This window comes from Mycolicibacterium hippocampi (assembly GCF_010723735.1).
Classification (GTDB): domain Bacteria; phylum Actinomycetota; class Actinomycetes; order Mycobacteriales; family Mycobacteriaceae; genus Mycobacterium; species Mycobacterium hippocampi.
Window position 1 is genome coordinate 4,995,628 of the sequence record NZ_BLLB01000002.1, and the last position, 23,789, is coordinate 5,019,416.

The following is a 23,789-nucleotide window of genomic DNA, read 5'->3' on the forward strand; positions in this document are numbered from 1 at the left end:
CGACAGAGGCCGACGGTTTCAGGCGGTCAGCTCGATGTGCTGGGCGCAGCGCACCCCGGCGTAACGCTGTGGGCTGCACGTCAGGATGATGACCTGGCCGTCGGTGGAGACCGCGTCGAACACCTCGGCCATCTTCGTCAGCCGTTCGGCGTCGGTGAACCCGAGCGCGTCGTCGATCACCACCGGCACGCTGTCCTCCTTGGCGACCAGGACGGCGCCGGCCAGTCGGGCGACGATGCCCAGTTGCTCCTTGGCTCCCCCCGACAGCGACTCATAGGGCACGGTGCGCCCCGACAGGGTGCGGCCCTCGATGCACAGCTTGCTGTCGATGTCGACCTCGAAGCTCTCGCCGAACACGATGCGGCCCAACCGCTCCACCTCGTCGCGGAACGGGTCGACGTAGCGCAGCCGCATCGCGTCCCGGTGGCGGCCCATGACCGTGCGGAGCAGCTGCGCGGCCCGGGCGCGGCGTTGCACTCGCTGATGCTCGCCCTCGGCGTGCTCGCGTTCGGCCTCCGCGGTGTCCAGCCGGCCTTTGCGCCCCTCGGTGCCGTAGACCTTCAACTGAGCGGCGATTTCGCGCAGCTCCTCGGCGGCGAGGTCACGGCGAGTCTGGATGCCGGCGGCGGCCCGCTCTGCGTCCTCGAGTTCGGCGGCGACCACCGCCGGTTGGTGGCCGGCCAGTTCGGCGTCCAGCCGGGCGACCAGAGCCAGCGCTTTCGCCGACACCTCAGCTTCGGTCTCGGCCTTGACCGCCAGCTCGTCGTCACCGGCGGCCTGTCGCTGCGTGGCGAGCCGCTGTCCGGCGGCGGTCAGCTCCGTCTGCGCGGCCTGCAGCTTCTCCTTGGCGCGAGCCGCACGCAGTCCACGCTCGGCGAGCAGCTTGGTCGCCTCTTCGGCGACCTTGCGGTGGGTCTCACAGTCCCGGACGGTCTGCTGATGCGCCGAGGTGGCCGCCTCGAGTTCGGCGTGCACCGCGGCGGGCTCCTGCGGGCCGGCTGCCGCCCGGTCCCACAGACCGTCCTCGGTGGGCATGCGGGCCTGCAGCTGCGACAACCGCGACCGTAGGTCCTCGAGGGTGTCTTCTGCGGTGAGCGCACCGAGGACGGATCGCAGCCGTTCCACGGCATGGTCCAGGCTGCGGCGTTGTTCGTCGAGGGTGCGCGCTGCGGCGACGTCGGCGACGCCGGCCTGCTGCAGCGCGGCCGCCAGGTTCGCCCGGGCGGCGTCGAGCGCGGCCTGGGTGGTCGCGGCCGGCGTTCCCGCGGTGACCCGCATCGAGAGCACGCCGGAAACGTCGACCCCGGTCGCACCGCTGACCCCTGTCGACCATCGGTCGCCCGCGCGCAACGTGACGGTTTCTCCGCCGACCTGCACCTCGAGATCGGTGGTGGCGACGAGCTCGAGGTGCGCCGAGGCCTGCTCGGCAGCGGCGCCGGCCCGCTCGACCGCGCCCGCGGCACCTTCGATGGTCTGCATCAGCTGACCGGTGAGCGTGATCGCGGACAGACTTCGCTGCGCGGCATCGAGTTCGAGTTGGTGGCCTTCGATGGTGCCGATACGGGCGGCGATGCGGTCGACCTGGTCCCGGTCGGCCAGCAGCTGCGCAGCAGCACGCGCGGCGTCGACCCGGGCCTGAGCGGTTTCGAGGGCGGACCGCGCCTGCGTTGCCGCCTCCTCGGCCGCCAACTGGACCTCCTCCGCGGTCGCCAGTTCGTCGGCTGCTTCGTCGGACGCAGCCTGCAGGCCGGCGATCGCCGCGGTGCGTTCGTCGATGTCGGCCCGCGCGCGGCGCCGCTCGGTCAACGCCGCGAGCGTCGCGGTGTGCGTCGACTTCGCCGCATCGGCCAGCGCGGTGGCCTGAGCGAGCTCGCCGCGCAGCCTCGCGATGGTCGCAGCGGCGGTTCTGGCGCCGGTGAGTCGCTCGAGTGCAGCGGCGCTGTCCGTCGTCAGCACCGCGACCTGGGCGGTCAGCGTGGCGTGGGTGCGGACCGCCTCGTCGACCTCGGCAACCGCAGCGGCGCACTTGGCCACGTCCTCGTCGGCAGCCCGCAGTCTGGCGATCGCGGTCGCCCATTCCCCGGTGGGGCGCCCCGTCGTGGTGAAGTATCGTCGGTACTCCTCGTCGATCCGGTTGATCAGCAGCGTGTCGACGTCACCGCAGTTGCCGCCGTTGGGCAGGGCGGTGTCTGCGGTGTCTGCGACCTCGCCGGCCGCCACATCGAGGGCGCGGGACAGGGCGTTGCATCCGGACAGGTCAGCCGCCGAGGTGGGCGCCGACTGCAACACCCGCTGGGCCTGCCACAGATCCATGTCGACGGTTTCGGCGAGCATCGCCAGCACCCTGTCGTGGGCGTCGTCACCGGTGAGTTGTTCGCGCCGCGGCGCCAGCAGCGTCAACTCCGTCTCGGCGCGCTTGTGGAACCGTTTCCGGTACACGAAACGGTAAGGCCCGGTCGAGATCTCGGCGGTGACCTCGGCACCGACATCGGCGTGGGTGGGCTTGACCTGTTTGACCTCTTTCTTGGTCGAGCGGTCCTTGGTCTCGAGCAGCAGGTCGAGAGCCTCCAGCATCGAGGTCTTGCCGGTCTCGTTGGCGCCGCTGATGACGACCACGCCGTGGTCGGGCAGCTCGATGTCGCGGTGGGAGATGCCGCGGTAGTTCGTCAGTGTCAGGCGGTGCAACTTCATGCGGCACCACCCTCGGCCAGCCGCCGCAGCAGCGCCAGCGCACCCCGGGCGTCCTCGGCTTCCTCGCCGGTGGAGCGCGCGGCAGCCACCAGTTCGTCGACCGCGGCGACCGCGAAACCGCCGATGCCGAGATCGTCGAACTCGCCGTCGGCGGGCATCACCGCGATGTCGGTCTGCCTGTCCCACGGGACGAGCGCGGCGAACAGCCGGGCGTAACGGTCCAGACAGCCGTCCAACGTGGCCTTGTCGGTGACGGTCAGCGTTCCGGTCAGACCCAGCCGGATCACCGTGCGCTCCTTGTCCGGCATCAGGTCGAGGTTGATGTCGAGATCGGCGATGTCCCGGCTGTTGTCCACCGGACGGCGTAGCGACACGAACCGCCAGTTGCCGATCCGGCGGGCGTCGACCGCGACGGGTCGCTGCGGGTCGGATTCATCGATGTCGACGACGAGCACCTGTCCAGGGTCCGGTTCGATGTCGTCGTAGTTCGTCACCTCCGGTGAGCCCGAGTACCAGACGCGCCCGGTGGCGCCGACGCTCAACCGGGAGTGCTTGTCCCCCAACGCGACATAGTGGACCGCACCGCGGGCGACGGCGGACTCCAGCGCTGCGAACCCGATCAGTGAAGGTCTGTCCTTGTCGGGCACGAGGATGTCGACCGCACCGTGGCCGACGAGGATTCGGGTGGTCCCGTCGGCCGGCAACGCCTCGAGAACCTCGGCGACGAGGTCGGTGGTGGGCGCCTTCGAGTACCACGGCGCGGCAACCAGCTGCAGACCGGGCCGCACCTCGTGGATACCGGGGCGGTCCAGGACGACGACGTTGTCGGGCCGCTCTGCGGCGAACAGCGCGCTGGTGTACACCGACGACGCATCGAGCGGGTCGTGATTGCCGGGAAGCAGATAGACCGGCACGTTGACGGCGCGCATCGCCTCCAGCGACTGGCTGACGTCGCGCGGGGCCAGCTGATTGTGCTCGAACACATCGCCGGCGACGACGACGAACTCGGCGTCGACCTCGGTGGCGAGCGGGCCGAGAGCCGCGACCGCGGCGCGCCGGGCAGCCGAATACCGAGGCTGCGCTTCCCCGTTGAGGAAATGGCGGGTCATCCCGAGTTGCCAGTCGGCAGTGTGCAGAAACCGCATCTCACCCGTCCTTCCTCACCTGGTCCCCCGGCCTGTCGGCCATGGCACCGCGAGTGTATGGCGGGCCACCGACAAGTCCGGGGACGCGCACCGCAATGCCCTACCGTTGTTGCCATGAGCACCACGATCCGCACACTGTTGCTGCTGCGCCACGCCAAGTCGGACTATCCGTCCGGCGTCGACGACCATGAGCGCCCGCTGGCCGAGCGGGGCATTCGGGAGGCCGCACTGGCCGGCGACTGGATACGAACGAACGTCGGTGACGTCGATGCGGTGTTGTGTTCGACCGCAACCCGCACGCGCCAGACGCTGGAGCGGACCGGGATCACCGCGGCGGTGCAGTATGTCGATCGCATCTACGACTCGACACCCGGCATCGTCATCGACGAGATCAACGGCGTGCGATCACGATTCGCCGCAGACCTCGGGGACCACGCCGAACTCGCCACCCTGCTGGTGGTGGGACACGAACCGGTGATGTCAGCGCTGGCGTTGAACCTCGCCGACGACGACACCAACAACGGTGCTGCCGCCCAGGAGATCTCGGCGAAGTTCCCGACGTCTTCGATCGCGGTGTTGCGCACCGCCGGTCCGTGGGATCAGCTGGCGCTGGGCGGTGCGGAGCTCGTGGATTTTCATATCGCACGCTGAGCGTGCAGAACGGCGTTACGCGCGGGTGGCCAGCGTCAGCTCCATGAGCTTGATCGCCATCCCGCAGGCGTCGATACCAGGGGTCTGCGGATTGACCCACCAGCCCACCACTCCCGCGGCGTCGCTGGCCACACCGCAGGCGCCGTTGGGGTCGTTGGGACGCATCACGATCGACTGGATACCGGCGACCGACCGGCTCTCGATCTGATACTCCAACTCCTCGGCGGTCTGGCGCTCGTTGTCGAGGCTGCCCAGCTCGAACCAGAAACGGGTGATGTCGACCAGCCCGGCGGGGTTGGCCGCCTGCCATCTGCAGACCGCACCGACGAAGGTGCTCTGGATGTCCAACGGGTCCGCACCGACGGTCTCGGCGAGGATGTCCTCCGTGAGCACGTCGCATTCCTTCAACAGGTTCGGGTACTGGCGCTCCGAGTCGTCGTTGCGGGGCGTGTTCCCGGAACCCGCCTTGGCCGCGGTGCCCTCGACGGTCTGGGTGCAGCCGGTCAACAGGACCAGACCGGCCAGGGCGGCGATCGCACCGGCCCGTGTCCGCCGCGCGCTCACCGGGAGTTCACGATCGACTGGCGGGTCAGCTCGGTGGCCACCTCGCAGGCATCAGGGAACGGCGGCTGCGCATAGCTGATCGACCACTCGATGAAGTCATCACCGAACTGGACGCCGATCTCGCACAAATTCACGTCGCCGGTGGTCAGATCCTCGTTGATACCCATGAAGCCCTCGTGGCCCTCGATGTTGATGTCCTCCACGCTGGTGCGCGACAGCTCCATGGTCTTGCGCTCCCGGCCGATGGGGCTGCCGCGGAACCAGGTGAACGAGAAGTGCGGGCCGAGGATGCTGCCGCCGGCCAGCCACTGGCACCCCACCGACGTCTTGGCGGTGTTGACCAGGCCGGCCACCTGTGTCTGGTTGATGACCTCTTCGTCGCTGATTCCGCCGCATTCGGGAAAGAACGGACCGTGCGAGATGCCCTCTGCCGGCGCGTCCGTTGTCGGCACGGTCGGAGACGCCGGCTCGGAGTCGGAGCACGCGGCAAGGACCGGGATCATGGCCGCGACCGCGACGGCCAGAGCTTTGGTCGACTTGCTGGGTGTCACGCCATGCACTGTAGCGGCCACGTCCGAGGGGAACCACCGACATGCCGACTGAGCAGCTCATTTAGGGAGTTCTCAGGCAGGGCAGCCGAACACGCGTCCCGCCTGGAGGGTGTGCGAAAGTAGCGGGATGCTCTGGGAGCTGCTCCGACGGCACGTGCGGCCGTACCGGCGGTTGCTTGCGGTGGTGGCGCTGCTCCAGGTCATCAGCACCCTCGCGACGCTGTACTTGCCGACGGTCAACGCCGCGATCATCAACGACGGCGTCGCACAGGGCAACCTGACGCTGATCGTCGAGCTGGGCGGGGTGATGCTCGCGGTCACCGCGTTGCAGGTGGTGTGCGCCGTGGGAGCGGTCTACTTCGGATCACGAACGGCGATGAGCGTCGGCCGGGATCTGCGTTCGGCGATCTTCCACCACGTCACCGGCTTCTCGGCAGAGGAGACCGGGAGGTTCGGCGCCCCCTCGCTGCTGACCCGGACCACCAACGACGTCCAGCAGATCCAGTTGCTGGTGCAACTCACCTGCACGATGCTGATCACCGCCCCGATCATGTGCGTCGGCGGCATCGTGATGGCGATTCACCTCAACGCCGGTCTGGCTTGGCTGCTGGTGGTCAGCGTGCCGCTGCTGGCGGTCGCCAACTACTGGATCGTGTCGCACCTGCTGCCCATCTTCCGACGGCTGCAACGCCAGATCGACGGCATCAATCGGGTGATGCGTGAACAGCTCACCGGCCTGCGGGTGGTGCGGGCGTTCGCGCGGGAGCCCTACGAGCGCAACCGATTCGCCGAGAGCAACCGGGCGCTGGCGGACACCGCGCTGGAAGCCGGACGATGGCAGGCGCTGATGCTGCCGGTGACCACGCTGGTGATCAACATCTCCAGCGTGGCGCTGATCTGGTTCGGTGGGCAGCGCATCGACGCCGGCCAGATGCAGGTGGGGTCGCTGATCGCCTTCCTGTCGTACTTCATGCAGATCCTGCTCGCGGTGCTGATGGCGACATTCATCCTGGTGGTCATCCCCCGCGCGTCGGTGTGTGCGGAGCGCATCACCGAGGTGCTCACCACCACCCCTGCGATCACCAGCAACGAGACCGCTGTGCGGCCCGAGCGGATCATGGGTGAGGTCCGCCTGGATTCCGCGACGTTCAGCTACCTGGGAGCCGACCGTCCGGTGTTCGAAGACGTTTCGCTCACCGCGCACCCAGGCACCACCACCGCGATCGTCGGCTCCACCGGGTCGGGCAAATCGACGCTGCTGTCCCTGGTCTGCCGGATGTACGACGTGACCGGCGGTTCGGTGAACGTGGACGGAATCGACGTGCGCGACTTGGACATCGAACGACTCTGGTCGGCGATCGGGCTCGTCCCGCAGCGTGGCTACCTGTTCTCCGGCACTGTGGCCGACAACCTGCAACTCGGCGCGCCCCCAGGGCATGTGGCGGACGAAGACGAGATGTGGGAGGCGCTGCGGGTGGCCGCAGCCGACGACTTCATCGCCGCCCACCCGGACGGCCTGGCCATGCAGGTGGCCCAGGGGGGCATGAACTTCTCCGGCGGGCAACGCCAACGCCTGGCGATCGCCCGCGCCGTGATCCGCCGCCCTGCGATCTACCTGTTCGACGATGCGTTCTCCGCACTGGACGTTCACACCGATGCGCGGGTTCGCGCCGCGCTGCGCGAGGTGTCGGCCACCGCGACCGTGCTGATCGTCTCGCAGCGCATCGCCACGGTCGCCGAGGCCGACCAGATCGTCGTCATCGACGACGGCCGGGTGGTCGGCACCGGCGACCACGCGCACCTACTGCGGACGTGTTCGCAGTACCGCGAATTCGCTGATTCCCAGTCGGTCAACGCCGGTCAGACATGAGCGGACCGCTGGCGCGACCGTTGCGCGGCGCCGAGCCGCCGGAGGTTCGGTCCCGCGACTTCAAGGGCTCCGCGGTCCGGTTGTTCAAGCGCCTCATCCCCTACCGCGGGCTGACGGTGGCGGTGATGCTGCTCGGTGTCGGCGGCATCGCCATCGGGGTAGTGGGCCCCCGCATCCTCGGCCACGCCACCGATCTGCTGTTCAACGGTGTCATCGGCCGCCAGCTCCCGGAGGGCCTGACCAAGGCGCAGGCCATCGACGCGGCGCGGGCGCGGGGTGACGACAGCTTCGCCGACCTGCTGTCCGGCATGGACGTGGTACCCGGCCAGGGAGTCGACTTCGGCGCCGTGGCCCAGACCCTCGCTCTGGCTCTGGCACTGTATCTGGTTGCCGCCCTGATGGTCTGGCTGCAGGCCAGGATGCTGAACGTCGTCGTGCAGCGGACCATGATCGCGCTGCGCGCCGACGTCGAGGACAAGGTGCACCGGCTGCCCCTGCAGTACTTCGATTCCCGGCGGCGCGGGGAGGTGCTCAGCCGGCTCACCAACGACGTCGACAACGTCCAGACCTCGCTGTCGATGTCGATCACCCAACTGCTGACCTCGGTCCTGACGGTGTTCGCGGTGGCGGTGATGATGCTGACCATCTCGCCGTTGCTGACGTTGCTGACGGTGGTGACGGTGCCGCTGTCACTGTGGGTCACCCGCACGATCGCCCGCCGGTCACGAAAACTGTTCGTCGCGCAGTGGCGCAACACCGGGCGACTCACCGCGCACATCGAGGAGACCTACAGCGGCTTCACCGTGGTGAAGACCTTCGGACACCGCGCCCAGGCCGAAAAACAGTTCAGCGAGCTCAACGACGATGTCTACCAGGCCAGCTTCGGCGCCCAGTTCCTGTCGGGACTGGTGTCGCCCGCCACGATCTTCGTCGGCAACCTGAGCTATGTGGCGGTGGCCGTGGTCGGCGGGCTGCAGGTGGCCACCGGGCAGATCACGCTCGGCAGCATCCAGGCGTTCATCCAGTACGTCCGCCAGTTCAACCAACCACTCACCCAGATCGCGGGGATGTACAACACCCTGCAGTCCGGGATCGCGAGCGCGGAACGGGTCTTCGACCTGCTCGACGCCGACGAGGAGCCGGCGGATACCTCCGAGACGATGCCCCCGGTCGGCGACGGGCGCAGCGGCCGGGTCGAGTTCGACCACGTCTGGTTCGGCTACCTGCCCGACACCCCCGTCATCGAAGATCTGTCGCTGGTCGCCCAACCGGGCACCACGGTCGCGATCGTCGGACCCACCGGCGCGGGCAAGACGACACTGGTGAACCTGCTGATGCGGTTCTACGACGTCGACTCGGGGCGGATCCTGCTCGACGGCGTCGACATCTCGTCGGTGAGCCGCGCTTCCCTGCGCTCCCGGATCGGGATGGTGCTGCAGGACACCTGGCTGTTCGCCGGCACGGTGTACGACAACATCGCCTACGGCCGCCCGGACGCCACCGAGGAGGAGGTGATCGAGGCGGCCGCCGCGGCGTACGTCGATCGGTTCATCCACACCCTTCCCGATGGGTACGACACCCTTCTCAACGACGGTGGCACGAACATCAGCGCGGGCGAGAAGCAGCTGATCACGATCGCCCGCGCCGTACTCGCCCGGCCCCAGCTGTTGATCCTCGACGAAGCCACCAGCTCGGTGGACACCCGGACCGAGGTGTTGATCCAGCACGCGATGGGCAGGCTGCGCCAGGACCGCACGAGTTTCATCATCGCGCACCGGCTTTCGACGATCCGTGATGCCGACATGATCCTGGTGATGGAGGCCGGCAGGATCGTGGAACGGGGCAGCCACACCGAGTTGATCGCCCGCCGCGGCGAGTACTGGACGATGACTCAGGCCTGAGTCCAATCGTCGGATTAAGCGGATCGCTTCGTGCAGGATGACCACATGGGCACCGCGTCGGACCGCAAGACCGTTCACACGTTCTGCCGATACTGCCTGGCCTCGTGCGGTGTCGACGTGACCGTCGAGGGCAACCGCGTCATCAAGATCTCTGCCGACAAACAGAATCCGCACAGCTGGCACGACTTCTGCGCCAAGGGACGCACCGCCGCACAGCTGGTCGAACATCCCAGGCGGATCCTGGCCCCGATGCGACGGGTGGGCGATTCGTACGTCGAGGCGACCTGGGAGGAGGCCATCGACGACATCGCATCGAGGATGAACGCTGTCATCGACGCCGACAGCCCGGACGCCGTCGGTGTCTACTACGGCAACCCTTCCGGCTTCTCGTCGTCCAACATCATCTTCATGAACGGCTGGTTGGATGCGATCGGCACCCGCAGCCGCTACTTCGTCGGCTCGATCGACCAGAACGCGATGCACGTGGTGGCGGCGGCCATGTACGGCTCGATCCTGATGGCACCGGTCTCCGACATCGACAACTGCGACTACTTCCTGTTGGTCGGCACCAACCCCGCCGTCAGCGCCTGGAACTGGCTGGAAACGGTGCCCGGCGGTTGGCGCCGCGCCCTGGCGCGCCAGTCCCAGGGCGCCCAGATCGTCGTCGTCGACCCGTTGCGGACTGAATCCGCGGAGAAGGCAGACCGCCACCTGGCCGTGCGTCCCGGTCAGGACTGGGCGTTGCTGCTGGCGATGGTCAAGGTGATCCTCGACGAAGGACTGGAGCACGCCCAGGACTGTGCCGAACTCGCCACCGGGATCACGGAGCTACGCGAGCTCGTCGCACAGGCCGACCTCGACGACCTGGCACGGCGTTGCGACCTCGATCGCACTCATATCGAAAGCGTGGCAAGGGATTTCGCCGCCGCACGGCGGGCCATGGTGGTGACCCGCACAGGTGTGTCGCTGCATCTGGCCGGTACCGTCGCCGAATGGCTCGGCCACGTGCTGAACGTGATCACCGGCCGGATGGACCGCCCCGGCGGCCGCCGGTACGAGCCGGGCTACGTCGACGCCATCAGGATGTCGGGCATGGTCAAGACCAGCCCGCACCGCAACCGGCTGTCGGGCCGGCAGATGGTGGCCGGCGCCCACGCGTTGTCCGAACTCCCCGCCGAGATCACCACCCCCGGTCCCGGTCAGATCCGGGCGATGGTGATCAACTGCGGCAACCCGGTGGTGTCCGGGCCCGACGGGGCACGTCTGGACGCAGCGCTGGCGCAGCTGGACCTGCTGGTCGCGATCGACTTCGTGCAGCGGGAGAGCCATCGCCATGCACATTGGCTGTTGCCCGCGGTGCACTGGCTGGAGCGCGACGACCTGCTGGCGTTCACCAGCAACATGCACGACGAGCCCTACCTGCAGTACGGGGTCAAGGCCGTCGACCCGCCGCCGGGCGCACGTCAGGAATGGCGGATCTTCGTCGACCTCGCGATCGCCATGCGCAAGCCGCTCTTCCGGGCCAAAGGGCTCAACGGCTTCATCGGCGCGACCCGACGGATCGCCCGGTGGACGGGCCGGCCGAGCCTGGAGTTCACCCCGCACTGGATCAACCGCCTGGTGGTCGCCACGGGGCGGAAATTCAACGGGCGCAGGATCAAATGGCGTGACATCTTGGCCCACCCGCACGGCTGGGTGTTGGGACCCCGCGAGTTCGGACACTTCAGGCAGGCGCTGCGCACGCCGGACAAGAAGGTGCACGCGGCGCCGGCCGAGTTCGTCGCCCGGGCCAGGGAACTGCTGGCCGAATCCCCGCCGCAGGCGCCTGCGGACTACCCGTTCCAGCTCGCCAACCGGCGCCACCGGCACTCGATGAACTCCTGGCTCAACGAGTTGCCAGGTTTGCACCCGGCGGGCAGACGCAACGAGGTACTCCTGCATCCGCAGGACGCGGCGAACCTGGGTGTCGGCGACGGCGAGCTGGTCAAGGTGTTCTCGTCGGTCGGCGAGATCGAACTGACGGCATCGCTGAGCGATCGTCCCCGCCGCGGCGTGGTGGTGGTCGACCACGGCTGGGGCTCACGCATATTCGACCCGCGCGGCGGCGCCGAGCCGCTGTCGTTCGGCGCCAACCGGAACCTGCTCGTCGACGCCGGCCCGGTGGACCCGTTGTCGCAGACCTCGGCGTTGAGTTCCTGTTACGTGGGCGTCGAACCCCTGACCTGATCCGCCGGAACGGTATTCCAGCAGCACTTTTGCGAGTGGGAACATGCCGGAATACCGTTCCGGCGGGGTCTAGACCTGCGGGCCCGCGGAGCGCAGATCGTCGACGTTGCGCATCGCCTCACGCAGCTTTCCCAGCCATTCGTCGGCGTGTTCACCGACCAACCGGACCGACCACGCCAGCGCGTCGGAGCGGGACCGGGCCACGCCCGCGTCCACCAGCGTGTCGAGCACCTGGCGTTCCGGCTGCCGGAGTCGGGTCATCACCGGTACTGCCATGTGGGTGAACAGGATTCGTTCGGGGGCCGCGCCGGTCGCTGCGATCTCGACGCCCCAGGCCACCTTGCGGCCGTACCGCGCCTCGGCTTCGTCGGCGATGCGCATCCGTTCCGCGCGCGTCTGCTCACGGAACCGCGCCGCGCGACCCGACGCGCGAGCCTCGCTCTCCGAACTGCCTGCACCTTCTGGCAGTCGGCCGATCACGGTGATCTCTTCGCGGTCGACGATGACCTCCGGGTCACCGGCGAACCAGTCTTCGGGCACCCGGCCGGCGATCCAGTCGGCGGCGTCGGTGGCATCGGGTTGATCGGCCTGCTGCCAGCCGCCGGAGCGGCCCGACCTGCGGCTGTGGGGTTGGTGTCTCATGATTACATGCTTACACCGTTACATCGCTGGTGAACAGCAGTTCGCCACCGGCGAAACGGGGGTGAGCCGGCGTCAGCGACGCTTCATCAGCACCGCGGCACCGCCGCCGAGCACGCCGGCGATCAGCAGCAGCGCCGCCCAGCCGGCACCGAAGAGCCACCACACGACACCAAGTCCCACCAGCACCGGCGACAGCGCGAACAGCACCATGCCGGGGTGTTGCCTGATCACCGCGAGGGCGCCCTGTGCCCGCTGACGGTCGATTTCCTTTGCCATCACCCAAGAATGCCAGCTGCCGGGTTCTCGCGGCATAGGGTGGGGATCCGGTCGTACGTTAAGGAGGCAGCGGTGACAGGACCTGGACAAGGCAGTTGGCAGCCCGATCCGGAGGGCCGCTACGAATACCGGTGGTTCGACGGGCAGCAGTGGACCGACCAGGTCTCCCAGCAGGGCCAGGTGATCCGCGCACCGCTCGGCGGCGGCGGACCGGGTCCGCAACCTGCGTCACAGGAGAGCGGCCATGGACAGCACGCAGCCCAGCCGCAGGGCCGGCATCAGGAGCAGGCGCAACTCCACCCGAGCGGAGGCGCTGACGGATTCGCCGGCATCAGCGGGGACCTGGTCGACGGACGGTTCAGCGAAAAAGAAGACAAAGCGGTCGCCAACCAGAACTCGAGGCTGCTGAGGGTCCGCCTGGGCGAGCCGTTCATGGCCCGGCAGGGGTCCATGGTCGCCTACCAGGGCAATGTGGACTTCGCCTTCGAAGGCGGCGGGGCGTCGAAGTTCATCAAGAAGGCCCTCACCGGTGAAGGGCTGCCGTTGATGCGCTGCTCCGGCCAGGGGGACGTCTTCCTCGCCGAGTTCGCCTATGACGTACACCTGCTCAACCTCACCAACTCGGGCCTGTCCATCAGCGGCGGAAACGTGCTGGCGTTCTCGTCGAGCCTCGACTGGAACATCGAGCGGGTCAAGGGTGCGAGCATCGCGACCGGGGGCCTGTTCAACACGACGCTGCGCGGCACCGGATGGGTGGCACTCACCACGCACGGCCCGCCCGTGGTGCTCGATGCGGCCGAGGCTCCCACGTTCGCCGATACCAATGCGGTGGTGGCCTGGTCGGCGAACCTGCAGACACAGCTGAAGACGAGCTTCAAGGCCGGCGCGCTGATCGGCCGCGGCTCGGGTGAAGCGGTGCAGGTGTCGTTCTACGGCAACGGCTTTGTCATCGTGCAACCGTCCGAAGGGGTACCGACGCCGGTGCAGTGATCATCACAGCTCCAGCAGCACGGTGACCGGGCCGTCGTTGACGAGGTCGACCTGCATGTGCGCGCCGAACACCCCGGTCTGCACGCGGGCGCCGAGGCCGGTCAGCACCTCGGCGAACGCATCGACCAGCGGTTCGGCGACCGCACCCGGTGCCGCGGCGTTCCACGTCGGGCGTCGCCCCTTGGCCGTGTTGCCGTACAGCGTGAACTGACTGACCACCAGGATCGGCGCGCCGACGTCACTCGCGGATTTCTCGTCGTCCAGAATCCGCAACTGCCAGAGTTTTTCGGCCAGCTTCCGGGCCGTGCCGACGTCATCGGTGTGGGTGACCCCCACCAGCGCGAGCAGGCCCTGACCGTCGGGCCGGATCTCGGCGACCGTCTCGGCCGCCGAGCCGGCACCGACCGTCACGCGCGCGGAGGTGACCCGCTGGACCAGAATCCTCATGTCGGCGATGCTGCCATGCGCTACATGGAGTCCAGGATCTGCCTCATCGTGTCGATTTCGCGCACCTGGGCTTCGATGATGTCGGTCGCCAGCGCAACGGCGGGGTCGAACTGGCCGGCGTCGATCTCGCTCTGCGCCATCGTCACCGCGCCCTCGTGATGCTGGATCATCCCGGTGAGGAACTGCCGACTGGCATCGGCGCCCTGCGCCTGCCGCAGCGCCTCGAGCTGCTGGTCGGTCATCATCCCCATCGCCTCGTGCACGGACCCGTGCATCGGAGGATCGCCGGGCATGTCGTGGCCCTCGTGTCCGGACGGCGCCGGAGCTGCGCCCCACTGCGCGAGCCAACCCCTCATCGTCTCGATCTCGGGCCCCTGCGCGGCCTTGATCTGGTTGGCGAGCTCGGTCACGCGCGGATCGATGTCCTGCTTGACCAGGATGATGTCACTCATCACGATCGCCTGCTCGTGATGAGGGATCATGTCGCGGGCGAACGCGACATCCGCATCGTTGGGCGGGTCGGTGGGCGGATCGTTGTGGGCGTCGTTGTGCGTGTCACCGTGCGCACCGTCGTGTCCTTCGGCCGCTTGTGAGGTCGACTCCTGCGGCGGCGTCGCGGTGTCCTGCCCGGCCTCGGTGCCGTCACTGCTGCATCCCGCCATCAGCAGCACCAGCGTGGCACCCACGGCACCCACTCCAACCTGCACACTGTGTTTCCGCATCCGTTCCTGCTCCCTTCGAACCTCTTGAATACCCTAGGGGGGTATGGTACACAGGTGTCAAGCACGTCGTCACCGGAGAGGAACCCCATGCGATCCACCACCTTCACCGTTGCGGGAATGACCTGCGCAGGGTGCGCCTCCTCGGTGCGCGCCGAACTGACCGCCGTTCCCGGCGTCGTCGACGTCGACATCGACCTCTCCAAAGGTACGGTGACGATCGACAGCACCGAGCCGGTGGACAGCTTGGCCGTCCGCGCCGCCGTGGAAGAGGCCGGCTACCAGCTGGCCGGATGACAGGCGCCGCCGTGAACGTCGTCACCAGAATCGCAGTGTTCGCCGCCCTGCTCGTCGCGGTGTTCGCGGTCTCGGCCTGGGTGGGCGGCACCTTCGGCCCCGAGCCAAACAGCCCGGTGCCGCACTCTGAGTCGACGAGCGAGCACCTGCCCGCGCACGGCGAGGCCGGTCGATGACGTCGGTCGACCTGTCGATCAGCGGGATGACGTGCGCGTCCTGCGCGAGCCGCGTCGAGAAGAAGCTCAACAAACTCGACAACGTGGTGGCCACCGTCAACTTCGCGACCGAGAAGGCCCGCGTGCAGTTCGGTGACGACGTCACCCCGGAACAACTCGTGGCCGCCGTGGAGTCGGCCGGCTACCAGGCCCGGCTGCCCGAGCCGACCCCGCCATCAGACGGTCCTGTCGACGACCCGACCGCGGCGCTACGTCGGCGCCTGCTGATCTGCGTGATGCTGTCGGTCCCGGTGATCGCGATGGCGATGGCACCGGCATTGCAGTTCACGTACTGGCAGTGGCTGTCGCTGACCTTGGCGGCCCCCGTCGTGGTGTGGGGTGCATGGCCGTTCCATCAGGCGGCGTGGACGAACCTGCGGCACGGGACCGCGACCATGGACACGCTGATCTCGATCGGCACGCTGGCCGCCCTCGGCTGGTCGGTCTACGCGCTGTTCTGGGGTACCGCCGGGACGCCGGGCATGACGCATGCCTTCGAGCTGACCATCGCCCGCACCGACGGCACCGCCAACATCTACCTCGAAGCCGCCGCCGGGGTGACGACGTTCATCGTCGCCGGACGGTATTTCGAAGCGCGCGCCAAGCGGCGAGCGGGCGCAGCGCTGCGGGCGCTGATGGAGATGGGCGCCAAGGAGGTCTCGGTCCTCAGGGATGGCGTAGAGCAACGGATACCGGTCGACCTGCTGGGCGTCGCCGACGAGTTCGTGGTTCGGCCCGGGGAGAAGATCGCCGCCGACGGAGTGGTCATCGAGGGCAGTTCGGCCGTCGATGCGTCGATGCTGACCGGCGAGTCGGTGCCCGAGGAGGTGCAACCCGGCGACCAGGTGGTGGGTGCGACGGTCAACGTCGACGGCCGGCTGGTGGTGCGGGCCGAACGCGTGGGCTCCGATACCCAACTGGCCCAGATGGCCCGGCTGGTCGAGGACGCGCAGAACGGCAAGGCCCAGGCGCAGCGGTTGGCCGACCGGATCTCGGCGGTCTTCGTACCGGTCGTGATCGCGTTGTCGGTTGCGACACTTGGTTTCTGGGTCGGCGCGGGCGCGTCGGCCGCTGCCGCGTTCACGGCGGCGGTCGCAGTGCTGATCATCGCGTGCCCCTGCGCACTCGGGCTGGCCACGCCCACCGCGCTCATGGTCGGAACCGGGCGCGGGGCGCAGTTGGGCATCCTGATCAAGGGGCCCGAGGTATTGGAGTCCACCCGACAGGTCGACACGGTGATCCTCGACAAGACCGGCACCGTGACGACCGGCACGATGACGCTGTTCGATGTGTTCGCCGTGGACGACGAGCAACCCGACCAGGTGCTGAGAATCGCCGGCGCCGTGGAGAGTCCGTCTGAGCATCCCATCGCCCGGGCGATCTCCGCCGGCGCCAGGGACAAGCTCGGCGAACTGCCCGGGGTCGAGGCGTTCACCAACCTGAGGGGCCTGGGTGTCGAGGGGACCGTCGACGGCCACACCGTGCTGCTGGGCCGGCTCAAGCTCCTGGCCGACCGGTCCTACGACGTGCCCGACAGCCTGGCCCTCGCCGCGCACCAGGCGGAGCTGGATGGCCGGACGGCCGTCGCCGTGGCGTGGGACGGGCGCGCCCGTGGGCTGCTGATGGTGGCCGATGCGGTGAAATCGACGTCCGCCGAAGCCATTTCCCTGCTGAAGCGCCTCGGACTGACCCCGATGTTGGTGACCGGTGACAACGAAGCGGTTGCGCGCACGGTGGCGGCGCAGGTCGGCATCGACGCGGTGATCGCCGGCGTACTGCCACAGGACAAGGCCGACACCGTCAAGCGCCTGCAGAGCGACGGCAAGGTAGTGGCCATGGTGGGTGACGGCGTCAACGACGCAGCCGCACTGGCGCAGGCCGACCTGGGGCTGGCCATGGGCAGCGGAACCGACGTGGCCATCGAGGCGAGCGATCTGACGATCGTCGGTGACGACCTCCGGGCGGTGCCTGATGCGATCCGGTTGTCCCGCAGGACGTTGAGCACGATCAAGGGCAATCTGTTCTGGGCCTTCGGGTACAACGTCGCCGCACTACCGCTCGCCGCAGCCGGACTGCTCAACCCGATGATCGCCGGTGCCGCAATGGCGTTCAGCTCGGTGTTCGTGGTCAGCAACAGTCTGCGGCTGCGCGGGTTCACCCCCTCGCGCTGATCACCTCCCGCGGTCAGGACAACAGTGACACCGATGTTGACAGGTGGTCCCACATTCTGAAGACTGAGATCCCTGAGCGCGGAGGTTCCGAATTCCGCTGAGAGACATCCCGTTCCTTCCTGCACATCGAGCACCGAGGTGACCAATGCCCCCCACGCAGGAGTCCGGCGGCGGCACCGCAGTTGTCTCGCTGCGCGAGCGGCAGCGCAACGCACTGCGCGCCGACATCCAGCACGCTGCGCTGCGGATGTTCGCCGCGCACGGGTTCGACAACGTCACCACCGAGGCGATCGCCGAAGAGGTGGGCATCTCCCCCAGCACGTTCTTCCGACACGTTCCGAGCAAGGAGCACCTTCTTCTCGGAGCCACCCAGCGTGGACGGGCCGAGATCGTGGCCAACTTCCATGCCCGTCCGCAGGACGAGGACGTCGTGGATTCCCTGGCCGCGGCCATCCTTGCCCGCACCTCTCAGTTCGTGGACGACGACGAGACACTGGAACTGTGGCGCCAGGCGATGGCGTCGGCGCCGGCAGAGCTGCGGCGCGCGTCCCTGCTGAACCGCGAGGACTACGAAGAGTTGATCGGGGCGGTGGCACGTCGCTGGGACGACACCGTTCCCGCGGCAGACATGCGGGCCGGGGTACTCGTGCGCGCGGCCGTCGCAGCGGTCGAGTACGCCTACGAATGGTGGCTGGCCCACGGCCAGAGTGAATCCCTGCACGCTCTCACCGAGCAGGCCCTGCAACTGGTGACCCGCGGGCTCGCCGGACCGATCCCCCCGACACGTCGTCGCCGGCGATGATGCTCTCCCGGTGCGGTGACCGTATGTCGTTCACGCACCGCCGGCGGTAGGGCGCAGTCGCGGTACCGGCACCTCCATCGCCGGCCGTTCACAACCACCGTCGACGTGAAGCAGTTTGCCGGTGACCCACGCCGACGCCGGAGAGCACAGATAGAGTGCGGCGCAAGCGATGTCCTTGGGAGTTCCCGGCCGACCCATCGGGGTGTTGGCTTCGAACTGGGCCCGCAGTTCGTCGTTGGTGAGCACCACGTCCAGACCCTGGGTGGCAACGCCGCCGACAATGATCCCGTTCACCCGAACGACAGGGGCGAACTCGACTGCGAGGTTGCGGGTCATCTGGTTGAGGGCGGCCTTTCCCGCGCCGTAGGCCGCGAACGACGGCATCACCATGTCGGAGGCCCGCGACGAGATGTTGACGATCGCACCGCTGCCCGCGGTGTCGACCATCGCCTGTGCGCCTAGCTGGCTCATCAGGAACGGCGCGGTGACGTTGAATTTCATTGCCATGTCGAAGAACTGCTCGGAAGTGGCCATCGCAGACCGTGGGCCGGTGCCGCCGGCGTTGTTGATCAGTACGTCCAGCCGGCCGTAGCGTTCGACCGCAGCGTCGATGAGTCGGCGTCGATCGTCGTCGGCCAGTACGTCGGTGACAACTGCCAGCGCGCTGCCACCGCCCTGCGCGACCTGGGCCACGACTGCGTCGAGATCGGCCTCTGTGCGGGCCCCGACCACGACACTGGCGCCGGCCTCCGCCAGACCCAATGCGATTCCACGGCCGATGCCCTGGCCGGCACCGGTGATGACGGCGACGCGACCATCGAGGCGGAATTCGTCGAGGATCACTTGATGCGGCCCAGTCCGAACTGCGGTGCTGCGCGGCCGGCGAGCAACGGCAGGTCGAGATAGGTCTTGATGCCGGGATCGGCGGCCACGACGTACGGGATCGCGCTGACACAGTGGTTGGCGGTGACGACGATCCCGGGGTTGCGAACCAACCCCTCCTCGATGGTGTCGGGCTGCAGCCCTTTGAACGTCAGCTTCACATCGGGTTCACCGCTGATCTCCACCTCGAACCGCTCCCCCTCGGGTCCGAAACTCCAGGCCGGGTCGAAGTGCTCCTCACCCATGAACCAGTTGACGCTTGCCGTGACGACGGGCGTCCCATCCACCAGAGCCCGCCAGTGGAACTTTCGCGCGGCGACCTGACCCGGCTCGATGATGCCTACCGGAGTGTCGATCGGTTGCGTGGCCACCGCGACCTCCTGCACGGTGTCGAGTTCGGGATCGATGTCGAACCCCATCTCCGTCACAATCATCCGGACCGAGGCCTTGAATCCCGCGGCGAGCAGGTCGACGATCGGTCCGGCCATCGCCACTTCGGGCGGCACGCCGAACCCCATGATGTGGCGCACCACGTCGGGCGCGTTGTAGGTGCGGATGTCGCTGAACTCCTCCGACCGCACATGGGTGACACCGGCGGTCAGCGCAGAGACCATCAGGGGAAACCGCTCCGTGATGCCACCAGGATGGATACCGGTGCCGTGCAACGTGCTTCGACCCTGTGCGCACGCGTCGAGAATCGCCCCGCAGTTGTCGAGATCCGGGTAGACCCAGCCGACGGGGGTGACGACGTTCTTGCCCGAGCGGAGGATCGCCACCACCTCGTCCTCGTTGGGGAGGAGCGGACTGTAGACCACACACTCGGCGTCGAGGGCCAGTATCTCGTCGACGCTGGTGGTCGCTTCGACGCCGATGGGCTCCATCCCGACGAGCTCGCCGACGTCTCTGCCGTGCTTGGCCTCCGAATGCACCCATGCCCCGACCAGTTCGAGGTCGGGATGTGCCAGCACCCCTTCGATCGCAGCCTTACCCACGCCCCCGGTCGCCCACTGCACCACTCGAATCGCCATGGGCACCATTCAAGTCCTACGTGAGAGTGACTGTCAATATCGTAGTGACTGGCATTCTGCGCAGATCCGCGGCGCACTCACGGTGCGCGTAGCCGCGGGGGCGTGATGTTCCGATCGGGATGGGGCCCGGGAACGACATGCCGGGGCCGGGCGCCCAGGCGGGCATCACTCCGCCCGTCGCGCCCGGAACGCCTTGACATCGGGCTTGATGCCCTTGAGGTGTTTCGCACCGGCGAACGACCATGTGAAGCGGTCGTCGTCGCCGATCGCCTCGCGGGTCGCCTCGGCCACGAGCACCGAACCGGGCCGCGCCGCGCCGGTCACCCGGGCCGCCAGGTTCACCGGGCTGCCGAACCAGTCCCCCTCCCGGCTGACGGCCATGCCGGTCGCGACGCCGACACGTAACCGCGGGAACCCATCGTCGCTCTCGGTGGCCTCGACCAACTGCAGGACCGCGTCCAGCAGCGGTGCCGGGTCCGGGCTGACGAGCATCACCTCGTCGCCGATGGTCTTGATGAATCGCACCGGCCCGACCGACACGTCGCGGGTCAGCAGGGCCAGCCGCTGCGACAACCGCTCGAGATCTTCGGGCTGTAGCGCTTCGCCCAGGCTGGTGAAGCCGACGAGGTCCGCGAATCCGATCGTCACCAGCCGCGCGCCGGGCAGGTGCTGACCTTCGGCCCGCTCCGTCGCGTTGATGGCTTCGGTCTCGATCGCGTGGCGCAACTGCAGCAGCAGCACCTCTTCGATCATCGGACCCAGCAGGGGTGCCACGTTGCCGACGAGCACCTCGGAGGCTTGCGCGATCTCCAATTCGGTTGCGCCGGGCCGCATCACGGCAGCCAGCGCGGCATGGCGCATCGCCTCTGCAGCCCGGGACAGGCCATCACCGAGCAGCCGCGTGATCTGCAGCAGTTCGTCGGGTTGAATGCCCGCGTCGAGGAACTCCCGGGTGAACTTGGCGGACTCCGCGTCGGCGCGCAGGAACACGGCAGCGTCCGGGTCCTCGACCCGCGGCAGACCCATCGCACGTTGCATCCGTTGGAACAGATCGACATCGACCCCCGCTTTGGCGGCGGCCAACCGTGCAGAGACGTACTGACCGTCGTCACCGATGACTCGCCGCGACGCCAGCATCATCGGCGCCGAGGTGCCACGGATCTGCTCGAGGCTCACCCCACGCTCGATCAGCCAGGGGATCAGCTCGGCGCGCTCTGCCCGCGCCTTCCCTTCGAGCCCGTCGAGCAGTCCGGATGCCTCGAGATCGACTTCGTCATGCACCTGCCCAACGTATACGGCGCCCGCCGGTGCGATAGACATGAACGATGACGTCGCCGACGCTCGAGAGCTTCCCGCCGCTCGTCGGCGCAGGTGCGCGCATCCTGATCCTCGGCAACATGCCCGGCGTCGCGTCCCTGCAGGCCCAGCAGTACTACGCTCATCCGCGCAACGCGTTCTGGCGGATCACCGGTGAGCTCTACGGCTTCGACCCCGCAGCGCCGTACGGCGAGCGTGTGGTGGCCCTGACTCGCGCCGGAGTGGCCGTGTGGGACGTGCTGCGGTACTGCCGACGGGTGGGCAGCCTCGATGCCGCCGTCGAACCGGACAGCATGGTGGCCAACGACTTCGACGCATTCTTCACGGCGCACCCGACGATCACGCAGGTGTGCTTCAATGGCGCGGCCGCAGAGAGGAACTACCTGCGCCTCGTCGGTGCTCGGCTCGGAGTCAGTCCGCAGCTGCACCATGCGCGCCTACCCTCCACCAGCCCGGCGCACACGATGCCGTTCGAGGCCAAGCTCGCCGCCTGGCGGCATGCCGTCACCGCCTAGGACGCCGCGGGGCGGCGCTGCCGCCACGGCCTCGCCTGCTCGATCTGCGCGCCCAGCGACAACAGCGTCGCCTCGTCAGAGGGCCTGCCCACCAACTGGATCGAGGTCGGGATGCCAGACGTGTCCTGCCCCCAAGGCACCACCGCGGCGGGTTGGCCCGTCACATTGAACATCGCCTGGAACGGCACCCGGGCCGACACCAGCGCCAGGGTCACGATCGCGCCCCGCCGTTGATAGCCCCCGATGCGTGACGGTCCCGCCGCGGTACCCGGCGTGACTACCACGTCGACATCGTCGAAGATCGACATGATGCGTTCGGCGAGAACGGCTTCGGCGGCCCGCATGGTCTGCAGCCTGCGGTCGGAGACCAGGGCGCCCAACCGTGCGAAGGCGCGGGTCCGCGGGTCCAGCCGTTCGGGCCTCGGCAGCGTCCGGACGTCGTCGTGCACCCCGCGGAAGTACCTCGGCAGCGCCTGGGCGTACACCGCAGCGGGTGGATAGTCCGGGTCGCGCACCACGACCTGGTGACCGAGGTCCCGGAGCAACGCCGTGGCCTCGACGACGGCGGCCCGCTGCTGCGGACCGACCCTGGCGAGCAGGGGCGGCGGGACCTTATTGCTCACCGCTATTCGCAGTCGACCGGGCGCGCTTCGGGCAGCACCGAGAAAACCGCCCGCCGGAACCGGCAGCATCGTCGTGGCGTCCAGGAAGAGCGCCGCATCCTCGACGGTCCGTGCCATCGGGCCGTTGACGCTGAGCCCGTTCCAGGCGTCGTCGTGCGGCGCCAACGGCACCCTGCCCCGCTGGGGCTTGATCCCGAACAGTCCACACCACGTGGAAGGGATTCTGATGGAACCCATCCCGTCGGACCCCAGCGCCATCGCGGCCAGCCCTGCCGCCACCGCGGCACCACTGCCGCCGCTGCTGCCTCCCGGCGTGAAAGCGGTGTTGTACGGATTGCGCGTCGCGCCGAAGGTCACCGTCTCGGTGAACGGCCAGATCATCATCTCCGGCACGGCGGTCTTGCCGAGGATCACCGCGCCGGCGGCGCGAAGGCGGCGGACCACCTCGGCATCGTCGGCGCGCGCCGGGCCGTGCGCGGCACTGCCGTAGGTGGTCACCTCACCGGCCACATCCACGTCGTCCTTGATCGCGATGGGCACCCCGAGCAGCGGCAAGCGCTCCCCCGCATCGAGCCGGTCCTGCGCTCGGGCCGCCTGCAGCCGGGCACTGTCAGCCATCACCACGCGGTAGCAGCGCAGCTCCGGGTCCAGTGCGGCGATGCGGTCGAGGTACCGCTCGACCAGCGCAGGGGCGGTGATCACTCCGTCGGCCAACAGGCGCGCTTGCTCCGCCGCACCGGCGAACGCTACGTCGTCGGAGCTCACGTCGGTCATTGTGCGCCGGAACGGTGTGGACCGTGGCGATTCCCTGCGTCTAGCGTGGCGGGATGCCCTGCGTGTTCTGCGCCATCGTCGCCGGAGAAGCCCCCGCCGTCCGCATCCACGAGGACGACGACTGTCTCGCCATCCTCGACATCCGGCCGTTCACCCGCGGCCACACGCTGGTCTTCCCCAAGCGCCACACCGTCGACCTCACCGACACCCCTCCGGGCACCGTGGCGGGCATGGCGGCCATGGGGCAGCGCATCGCCAAGGCGGCACGCGCGTCGGGCCTGCACGCCGACGGCAACAACATCGTCATCAACGACGGCAAGGCCGCGTTCCAGTCGGTGTTCCACATCCACCTGCACGTGGTGCCGCGCCGGGCCGGCGACAAGTTCTCGTTCGCCAAGGGCATGCTTGTGCGACGCGACCCCGACCGCGAGGAATCCGGGCGGCTGTTACGTGAGGCGCTGGCGCGGATCGACGTAGATGAGAAGGATTGAC

Annotated in this window: 23 protein-coding genes; 11 read left to right on the forward strand and 12 right to left on the reverse strand. The window is 68.4% G+C overall.

Features of this window, described 5'->3' with window-relative positions; translation table 11 throughout:
* Nucleotides 1-18 precede the first annotated feature (18 nt).
* Entirely contained in the window at nucleotides 19-2,691 is a 2,673-nt protein-coding gene (locus tag G6N53_RS24975; protein WP_163893588.1) for an AAA family ATPase, read from the reverse strand.
* Nucleotides 2,688-3,836, reverse strand: coding sequence for a metallophosphoesterase family protein (locus G6N53_RS24980; RefSeq protein ID WP_163893590.1), 1,149 nt, complete (start codon nucleotides 3,834-3,836; stop codon nucleotides 2,688-2,690). Before G6N53_RS24980 ends, G6N53_RS24975 begins: the two co-directional genes overlap by 4 nt.
* 114 nt (nucleotides 3,837-3,950) lie before the next feature.
* Between G6N53_RS24980 and G6N53_RS24985 the strand changes: the two genes are divergently transcribed.
* Entirely contained in the window at nucleotides 3,951-4,487 is a 537-nt protein-coding gene (locus G6N53_RS24985; protein WP_163893592.1) for a SixA phosphatase family protein, read from the forward strand.
* A 15-nt stretch (nucleotides 4,488-4,502) separates the two neighbouring features.
* Here G6N53_RS24985 and G6N53_RS24990 read toward each other — a convergent pair whose 3' ends face one another.
* Together G6N53_RS24990 and G6N53_RS24995 are read right to left on the reverse strand one after the other, a co-directional pair.
* On the reverse strand, nucleotides 4,503-5,051 hold the full coding sequence (locus G6N53_RS24990; RefSeq protein ID WP_163893594.1) for a DUF3558 domain-containing protein: 549 nt from the start codon (nucleotides 5,049-5,051) through the stop codon (nucleotides 4,503-4,505).
* Complete coding sequence (locus tag G6N53_RS24995) at nucleotides 5,048-5,611, reverse strand: DUF3558 domain-containing protein (protein ID WP_163896357.1); 564 nt, start codon at nucleotides 5,609-5,611, stop codon at nucleotides 5,048-5,050. Before G6N53_RS24995 ends, G6N53_RS24990 begins: the two co-directional genes overlap by 4 nt.
* A gap of 118 nt (nucleotides 5,612-5,729) precedes the next feature.
* On the opposite strand from G6N53_RS24995, the gene G6N53_RS25000 reads away from it, so the two are divergent.
* From G6N53_RS25000 to G6N53_RS25010, 3 genes are read left to right on the forward strand one after another with little or no spacing between them, the layout of a single operon-like run.
* A complete protein-coding gene (locus G6N53_RS25000; protein ID WP_163893597.1) occupies nucleotides 5,730-7,472 on the forward strand; it encodes an ABC transporter ATP-binding protein in 1,743 nt (580 codons plus the stop codon).
* The gene (locus G6N53_RS25005) at nucleotides 7,469-9,373 is read left to right on the forward strand and encodes an ABC transporter ATP-binding protein (RefSeq protein WP_163893599.1); all 1,905 of its coding nucleotides are present in this window, start codon (nucleotides 7,469-7,471) and stop codon (nucleotides 9,371-9,373) included. The genes G6N53_RS25000 and G6N53_RS25005 overlap by 4 nt, the downstream gene beginning before the upstream one ends.
* 45 nt (nucleotides 9,374-9,418) lie before the next feature.
* On the forward strand, nucleotides 9,419-11,599 hold the full coding sequence (locus tag G6N53_RS25010) for a molybdopterin-containing oxidoreductase family protein (RefSeq protein ID WP_163893601.1): 2,181 nt from the start codon (nucleotides 9,419-9,421) through the stop codon (nucleotides 11,597-11,599).
* Between the two features lie 69 nt (nucleotides 11,600-11,668).
* Here the strand turns inward: G6N53_RS25010 and abmR are convergent, their stop codons facing one another.
* Both abmR and G6N53_RS25020 read right to left on the reverse strand, forming a co-directional pair.
* Nucleotides 11,669-12,241: an ATP-binding transcription factor AbmR gene (gene abmR, locus G6N53_RS25015; protein WP_163893603.1), complete on the reverse strand. Its 573-nt coding sequence runs from the start codon at nucleotides 12,239-12,241 to the stop codon at nucleotides 11,669-11,671.
* A gap of 72 nt (nucleotides 12,242-12,313) precedes the next feature.
* Nucleotides 12,314-12,517: a hypothetical protein gene (locus G6N53_RS25020; protein ID WP_163893605.1), complete on the reverse strand. Its 204-nt coding sequence runs from the start codon at nucleotides 12,515-12,517 to the stop codon at nucleotides 12,314-12,316.
* A gap of 72 nt (nucleotides 12,518-12,589) precedes the next feature.
* On the opposite strand from G6N53_RS25020, the gene G6N53_RS25025 reads away from it, so the two are divergent.
* A complete protein-coding gene (locus tag G6N53_RS25025) occupies nucleotides 12,590-13,507 on the forward strand; it encodes an AIM24 family protein (protein ID WP_237166635.1) in 918 nt (305 codons plus the stop codon).
* A 3-nt stretch (nucleotides 13,508-13,510) separates the two neighbouring features.
* On the opposite strand, the gene dtd is transcribed toward G6N53_RS25025, so the two are convergent.
* Entirely contained in the window at nucleotides 13,511-13,954 is a 444-nt protein-coding gene (dtd, locus tag G6N53_RS25030; protein WP_163893609.1) for a D-aminoacyl-tRNA deacylase, read from the reverse strand.
* Between the two features lie 20 nt (nucleotides 13,955-13,974).
* Nucleotides 13,975-14,676 (reverse strand): DUF305 domain-containing protein, encoded by a 702-nt coding sequence (locus G6N53_RS25035; protein WP_163893611.1) that lies wholly within the window; start codon nucleotides 14,674-14,676, stop codon nucleotides 13,975-13,977.
* A gap of 87 nt (nucleotides 14,677-14,763) precedes the next feature.
* Between G6N53_RS25035 and G6N53_RS25040 the strand changes: the two genes are divergently transcribed.
* The 4 genes from G6N53_RS25040 to G6N53_RS25055 all read left to right on the forward strand — a co-directional run bounded on the left by G6N53_RS25040 (nucleotide 14,764) and on the right by G6N53_RS25055 (nucleotide 18,158).
* Entirely contained in the window at nucleotides 14,764-14,970 is a 207-nt protein-coding gene (locus tag G6N53_RS25040; RefSeq protein ID WP_163893613.1) for a heavy-metal-associated domain-containing protein, read from the forward strand.
* Complete coding sequence (locus tag G6N53_RS25045; RefSeq protein WP_163886482.1) at nucleotides 14,967-15,146, forward strand: hypothetical protein; 180 nt, start codon at nucleotides 14,967-14,969, stop codon at nucleotides 15,144-15,146. The genes G6N53_RS25040 and G6N53_RS25045 overlap by 4 nt, the downstream gene beginning before the upstream one ends.
* A complete protein-coding gene (locus G6N53_RS25050) occupies nucleotides 15,143-17,356 on the forward strand; it encodes a heavy metal translocating P-type ATPase (RefSeq protein WP_163893615.1) in 2,214 nt (737 codons plus the stop codon). The genes G6N53_RS25045 and G6N53_RS25050 overlap by 4 nt, the downstream gene beginning before the upstream one ends.
* Before the next feature lie 145 nt (nucleotides 17,357-17,501).
* Nucleotides 17,502-18,158 (forward strand): TetR family transcriptional regulator, encoded by a 657-nt coding sequence (locus G6N53_RS25055; RefSeq protein ID WP_163893617.1) that lies wholly within the window; start codon nucleotides 17,502-17,504, stop codon nucleotides 18,156-18,158.
* A gap of 30 nt (nucleotides 18,159-18,188) precedes the next feature.
* On the opposite strand, the gene G6N53_RS25060 is transcribed toward G6N53_RS25055, so the two are convergent.
* The 3 genes from G6N53_RS25060 to G6N53_RS25070 all read right to left on the reverse strand — a co-directional run bounded on the left by G6N53_RS25060 (nucleotide 18,189) and on the right by G6N53_RS25070 (nucleotide 21,388).
* Entirely contained in the window at nucleotides 18,189-19,001 is an 813-nt protein-coding gene (locus G6N53_RS25060; protein ID WP_163893619.1) for a glucose 1-dehydrogenase, read from the reverse strand.
* On the reverse strand, nucleotides 18,998-20,077 hold the full coding sequence (locus tag G6N53_RS25065; protein ID WP_163893621.1) for an NAD(P)H-dependent amine dehydrogenase family protein: 1,080 nt from the start codon (nucleotides 20,075-20,077) through the stop codon (nucleotides 18,998-19,000). Before G6N53_RS25065 ends, G6N53_RS25060 begins: the two co-directional genes overlap by 4 nt.
* A gap of 156 nt (nucleotides 20,078-20,233) precedes the next feature.
* The gene (locus G6N53_RS25070) at nucleotides 20,234-21,388 is read right to left on the reverse strand and encodes an adenylate/guanylate cyclase domain-containing protein (protein ID WP_163893623.1); all 1,155 of its coding nucleotides are present in this window, start codon (nucleotides 21,386-21,388) and stop codon (nucleotides 20,234-20,236) included.
* A 5-nt stretch (nucleotides 21,389-21,393) separates the two neighbouring features.
* Here G6N53_RS25070 and G6N53_RS25075 point away from each other — a divergent pair, with 5 nt between their 5' ends.
* The gene (locus tag G6N53_RS25075) at nucleotides 21,394-21,900 is read left to right on the forward strand and encodes a DNA-deoxyinosine glycosylase (protein WP_163893624.1); all 507 of its coding nucleotides are present in this window, start codon (nucleotides 21,394-21,396) and stop codon (nucleotides 21,898-21,900) included.
* On the opposite strand, the gene G6N53_RS25080 is transcribed toward G6N53_RS25075, so the two are convergent.
* Entirely contained in the window at nucleotides 21,897-23,288 is a 1,392-nt protein-coding gene (locus G6N53_RS25080) for an amidase (protein ID WP_163893626.1), read from the reverse strand. The genes G6N53_RS25075 and G6N53_RS25080 overlap by 4 nt on opposite strands.
* A 62-nt stretch (nucleotides 23,289-23,350) precedes the next feature.
* On the opposite strand from G6N53_RS25080, the gene G6N53_RS25085 reads away from it, so the two are divergent.
* The gene (locus G6N53_RS25085; protein ID WP_163893628.1) at nucleotides 23,351-23,788 is read left to right on the forward strand and encodes an HIT family protein; all 438 of its coding nucleotides are present in this window, start codon (nucleotides 23,351-23,353) and stop codon (nucleotides 23,786-23,788) included.
* Nucleotide 23,789 lies beyond the last annotated feature (1 nt).

Bases quoted from the DNA above. Each gene is read 5' to 3' on its own strand.
- G6N53_RS24975 (WP_163893588.1), bottom strand. From the start codon at position 2,691: ATGAAGTTGCACCGCCTGACACTGACGAACTACCGCGGCATCTCCCAC.
- G6N53_RS24980 (WP_163893590.1), bottom strand. From the start codon at position 3,836: ATGCGGTTTCTGCACACTGCCGACTGGCAACTCGGGATGACCCGCCAT.
- G6N53_RS24985 (WP_163893592.1), top strand. From the start codon at position 3,951: ATGAGCACCACGATCCGCACACTGTTGCTGCTGCGCCACGCCAAGTCG.
- G6N53_RS25000 (WP_163893597.1), top strand. From the start codon at position 5,730: ATGCTCTGGGAGCTGCTCCGACGGCACGTGCGGCCGTACCGGCGGTTG.
- G6N53_RS25005 (WP_163893599.1), top strand. From the start codon at position 7,469: ATGAGCGGACCGCTGGCGCGACCGTTGCGCGGCGCCGAGCCGCCGGAG.
- G6N53_RS25010 (WP_163893601.1), top strand. From the start codon at position 9,419: ATGGGCACCGCGTCGGACCGCAAGACCGTTCACACGTTCTGCCGATAC.
- abmR (WP_163893603.1), bottom strand. From the start codon at position 12,241: ATGAGACACCAACCCCACAGCCGCAGGTCGGGCCGCTCCGGCGGCTGG.
- G6N53_RS25020 (WP_163893605.1), bottom strand. From the start codon at position 12,517: ATGGCAAAGGAAATCGACCGTCAGCGGGCACAGGGCGCCCTCGCGGTG.
- dtd (WP_163893609.1), bottom strand. From the start codon at position 13,954: ATGAGGATTCTGGTCCAGCGGGTCACCTCCGCGCGCGTGACGGTCGGT.
- G6N53_RS25035 (WP_163893611.1), bottom strand. From the start codon at position 14,676: ATGCGGAAACACAGTGTGCAGGTTGGAGTGGGTGCCGTGGGTGCCACG.
- G6N53_RS25040 (WP_163893613.1), top strand. From the start codon at position 14,764: ATGCGATCCACCACCTTCACCGTTGCGGGAATGACCTGCGCAGGGTGC.
- G6N53_RS25045 (WP_163886482.1), top strand. From the start codon at position 14,967: ATGACAGGCGCCGCCGTGAACGTCGTCACCAGAATCGCAGTGTTCGCC.
- G6N53_RS25050 (WP_163893615.1), top strand. From the start codon at position 15,143: ATGACGTCGGTCGACCTGTCGATCAGCGGGATGACGTGCGCGTCCTGC.
- G6N53_RS25055 (WP_163893617.1), top strand. From the start codon at position 17,502: ATGCCCCCCACGCAGGAGTCCGGCGGCGGCACCGCAGTTGTCTCGCTG.
- G6N53_RS25065 (WP_163893621.1), bottom strand. From the start codon at position 20,077: ATGGTGCCCATGGCGATTCGAGTGGTGCAGTGGGCGACCGGGGGCGTG.
- G6N53_RS25070 (WP_163893623.1), bottom strand. From the start codon at position 21,388: ATGTCTATCGCACCGGCGGGCGCCGTATACGTTGGGCAGGTGCATGAC.
- G6N53_RS25075 (WP_163893624.1), top strand. From the start codon at position 21,394: ATGACGTCGCCGACGCTCGAGAGCTTCCCGCCGCTCGTCGGCGCAGGT.
- G6N53_RS25085 (WP_163893628.1), top strand. From the start codon at position 23,351: ATGCCCTGCGTGTTCTGCGCCATCGTCGCCGGAGAAGCCCCCGCCGTC.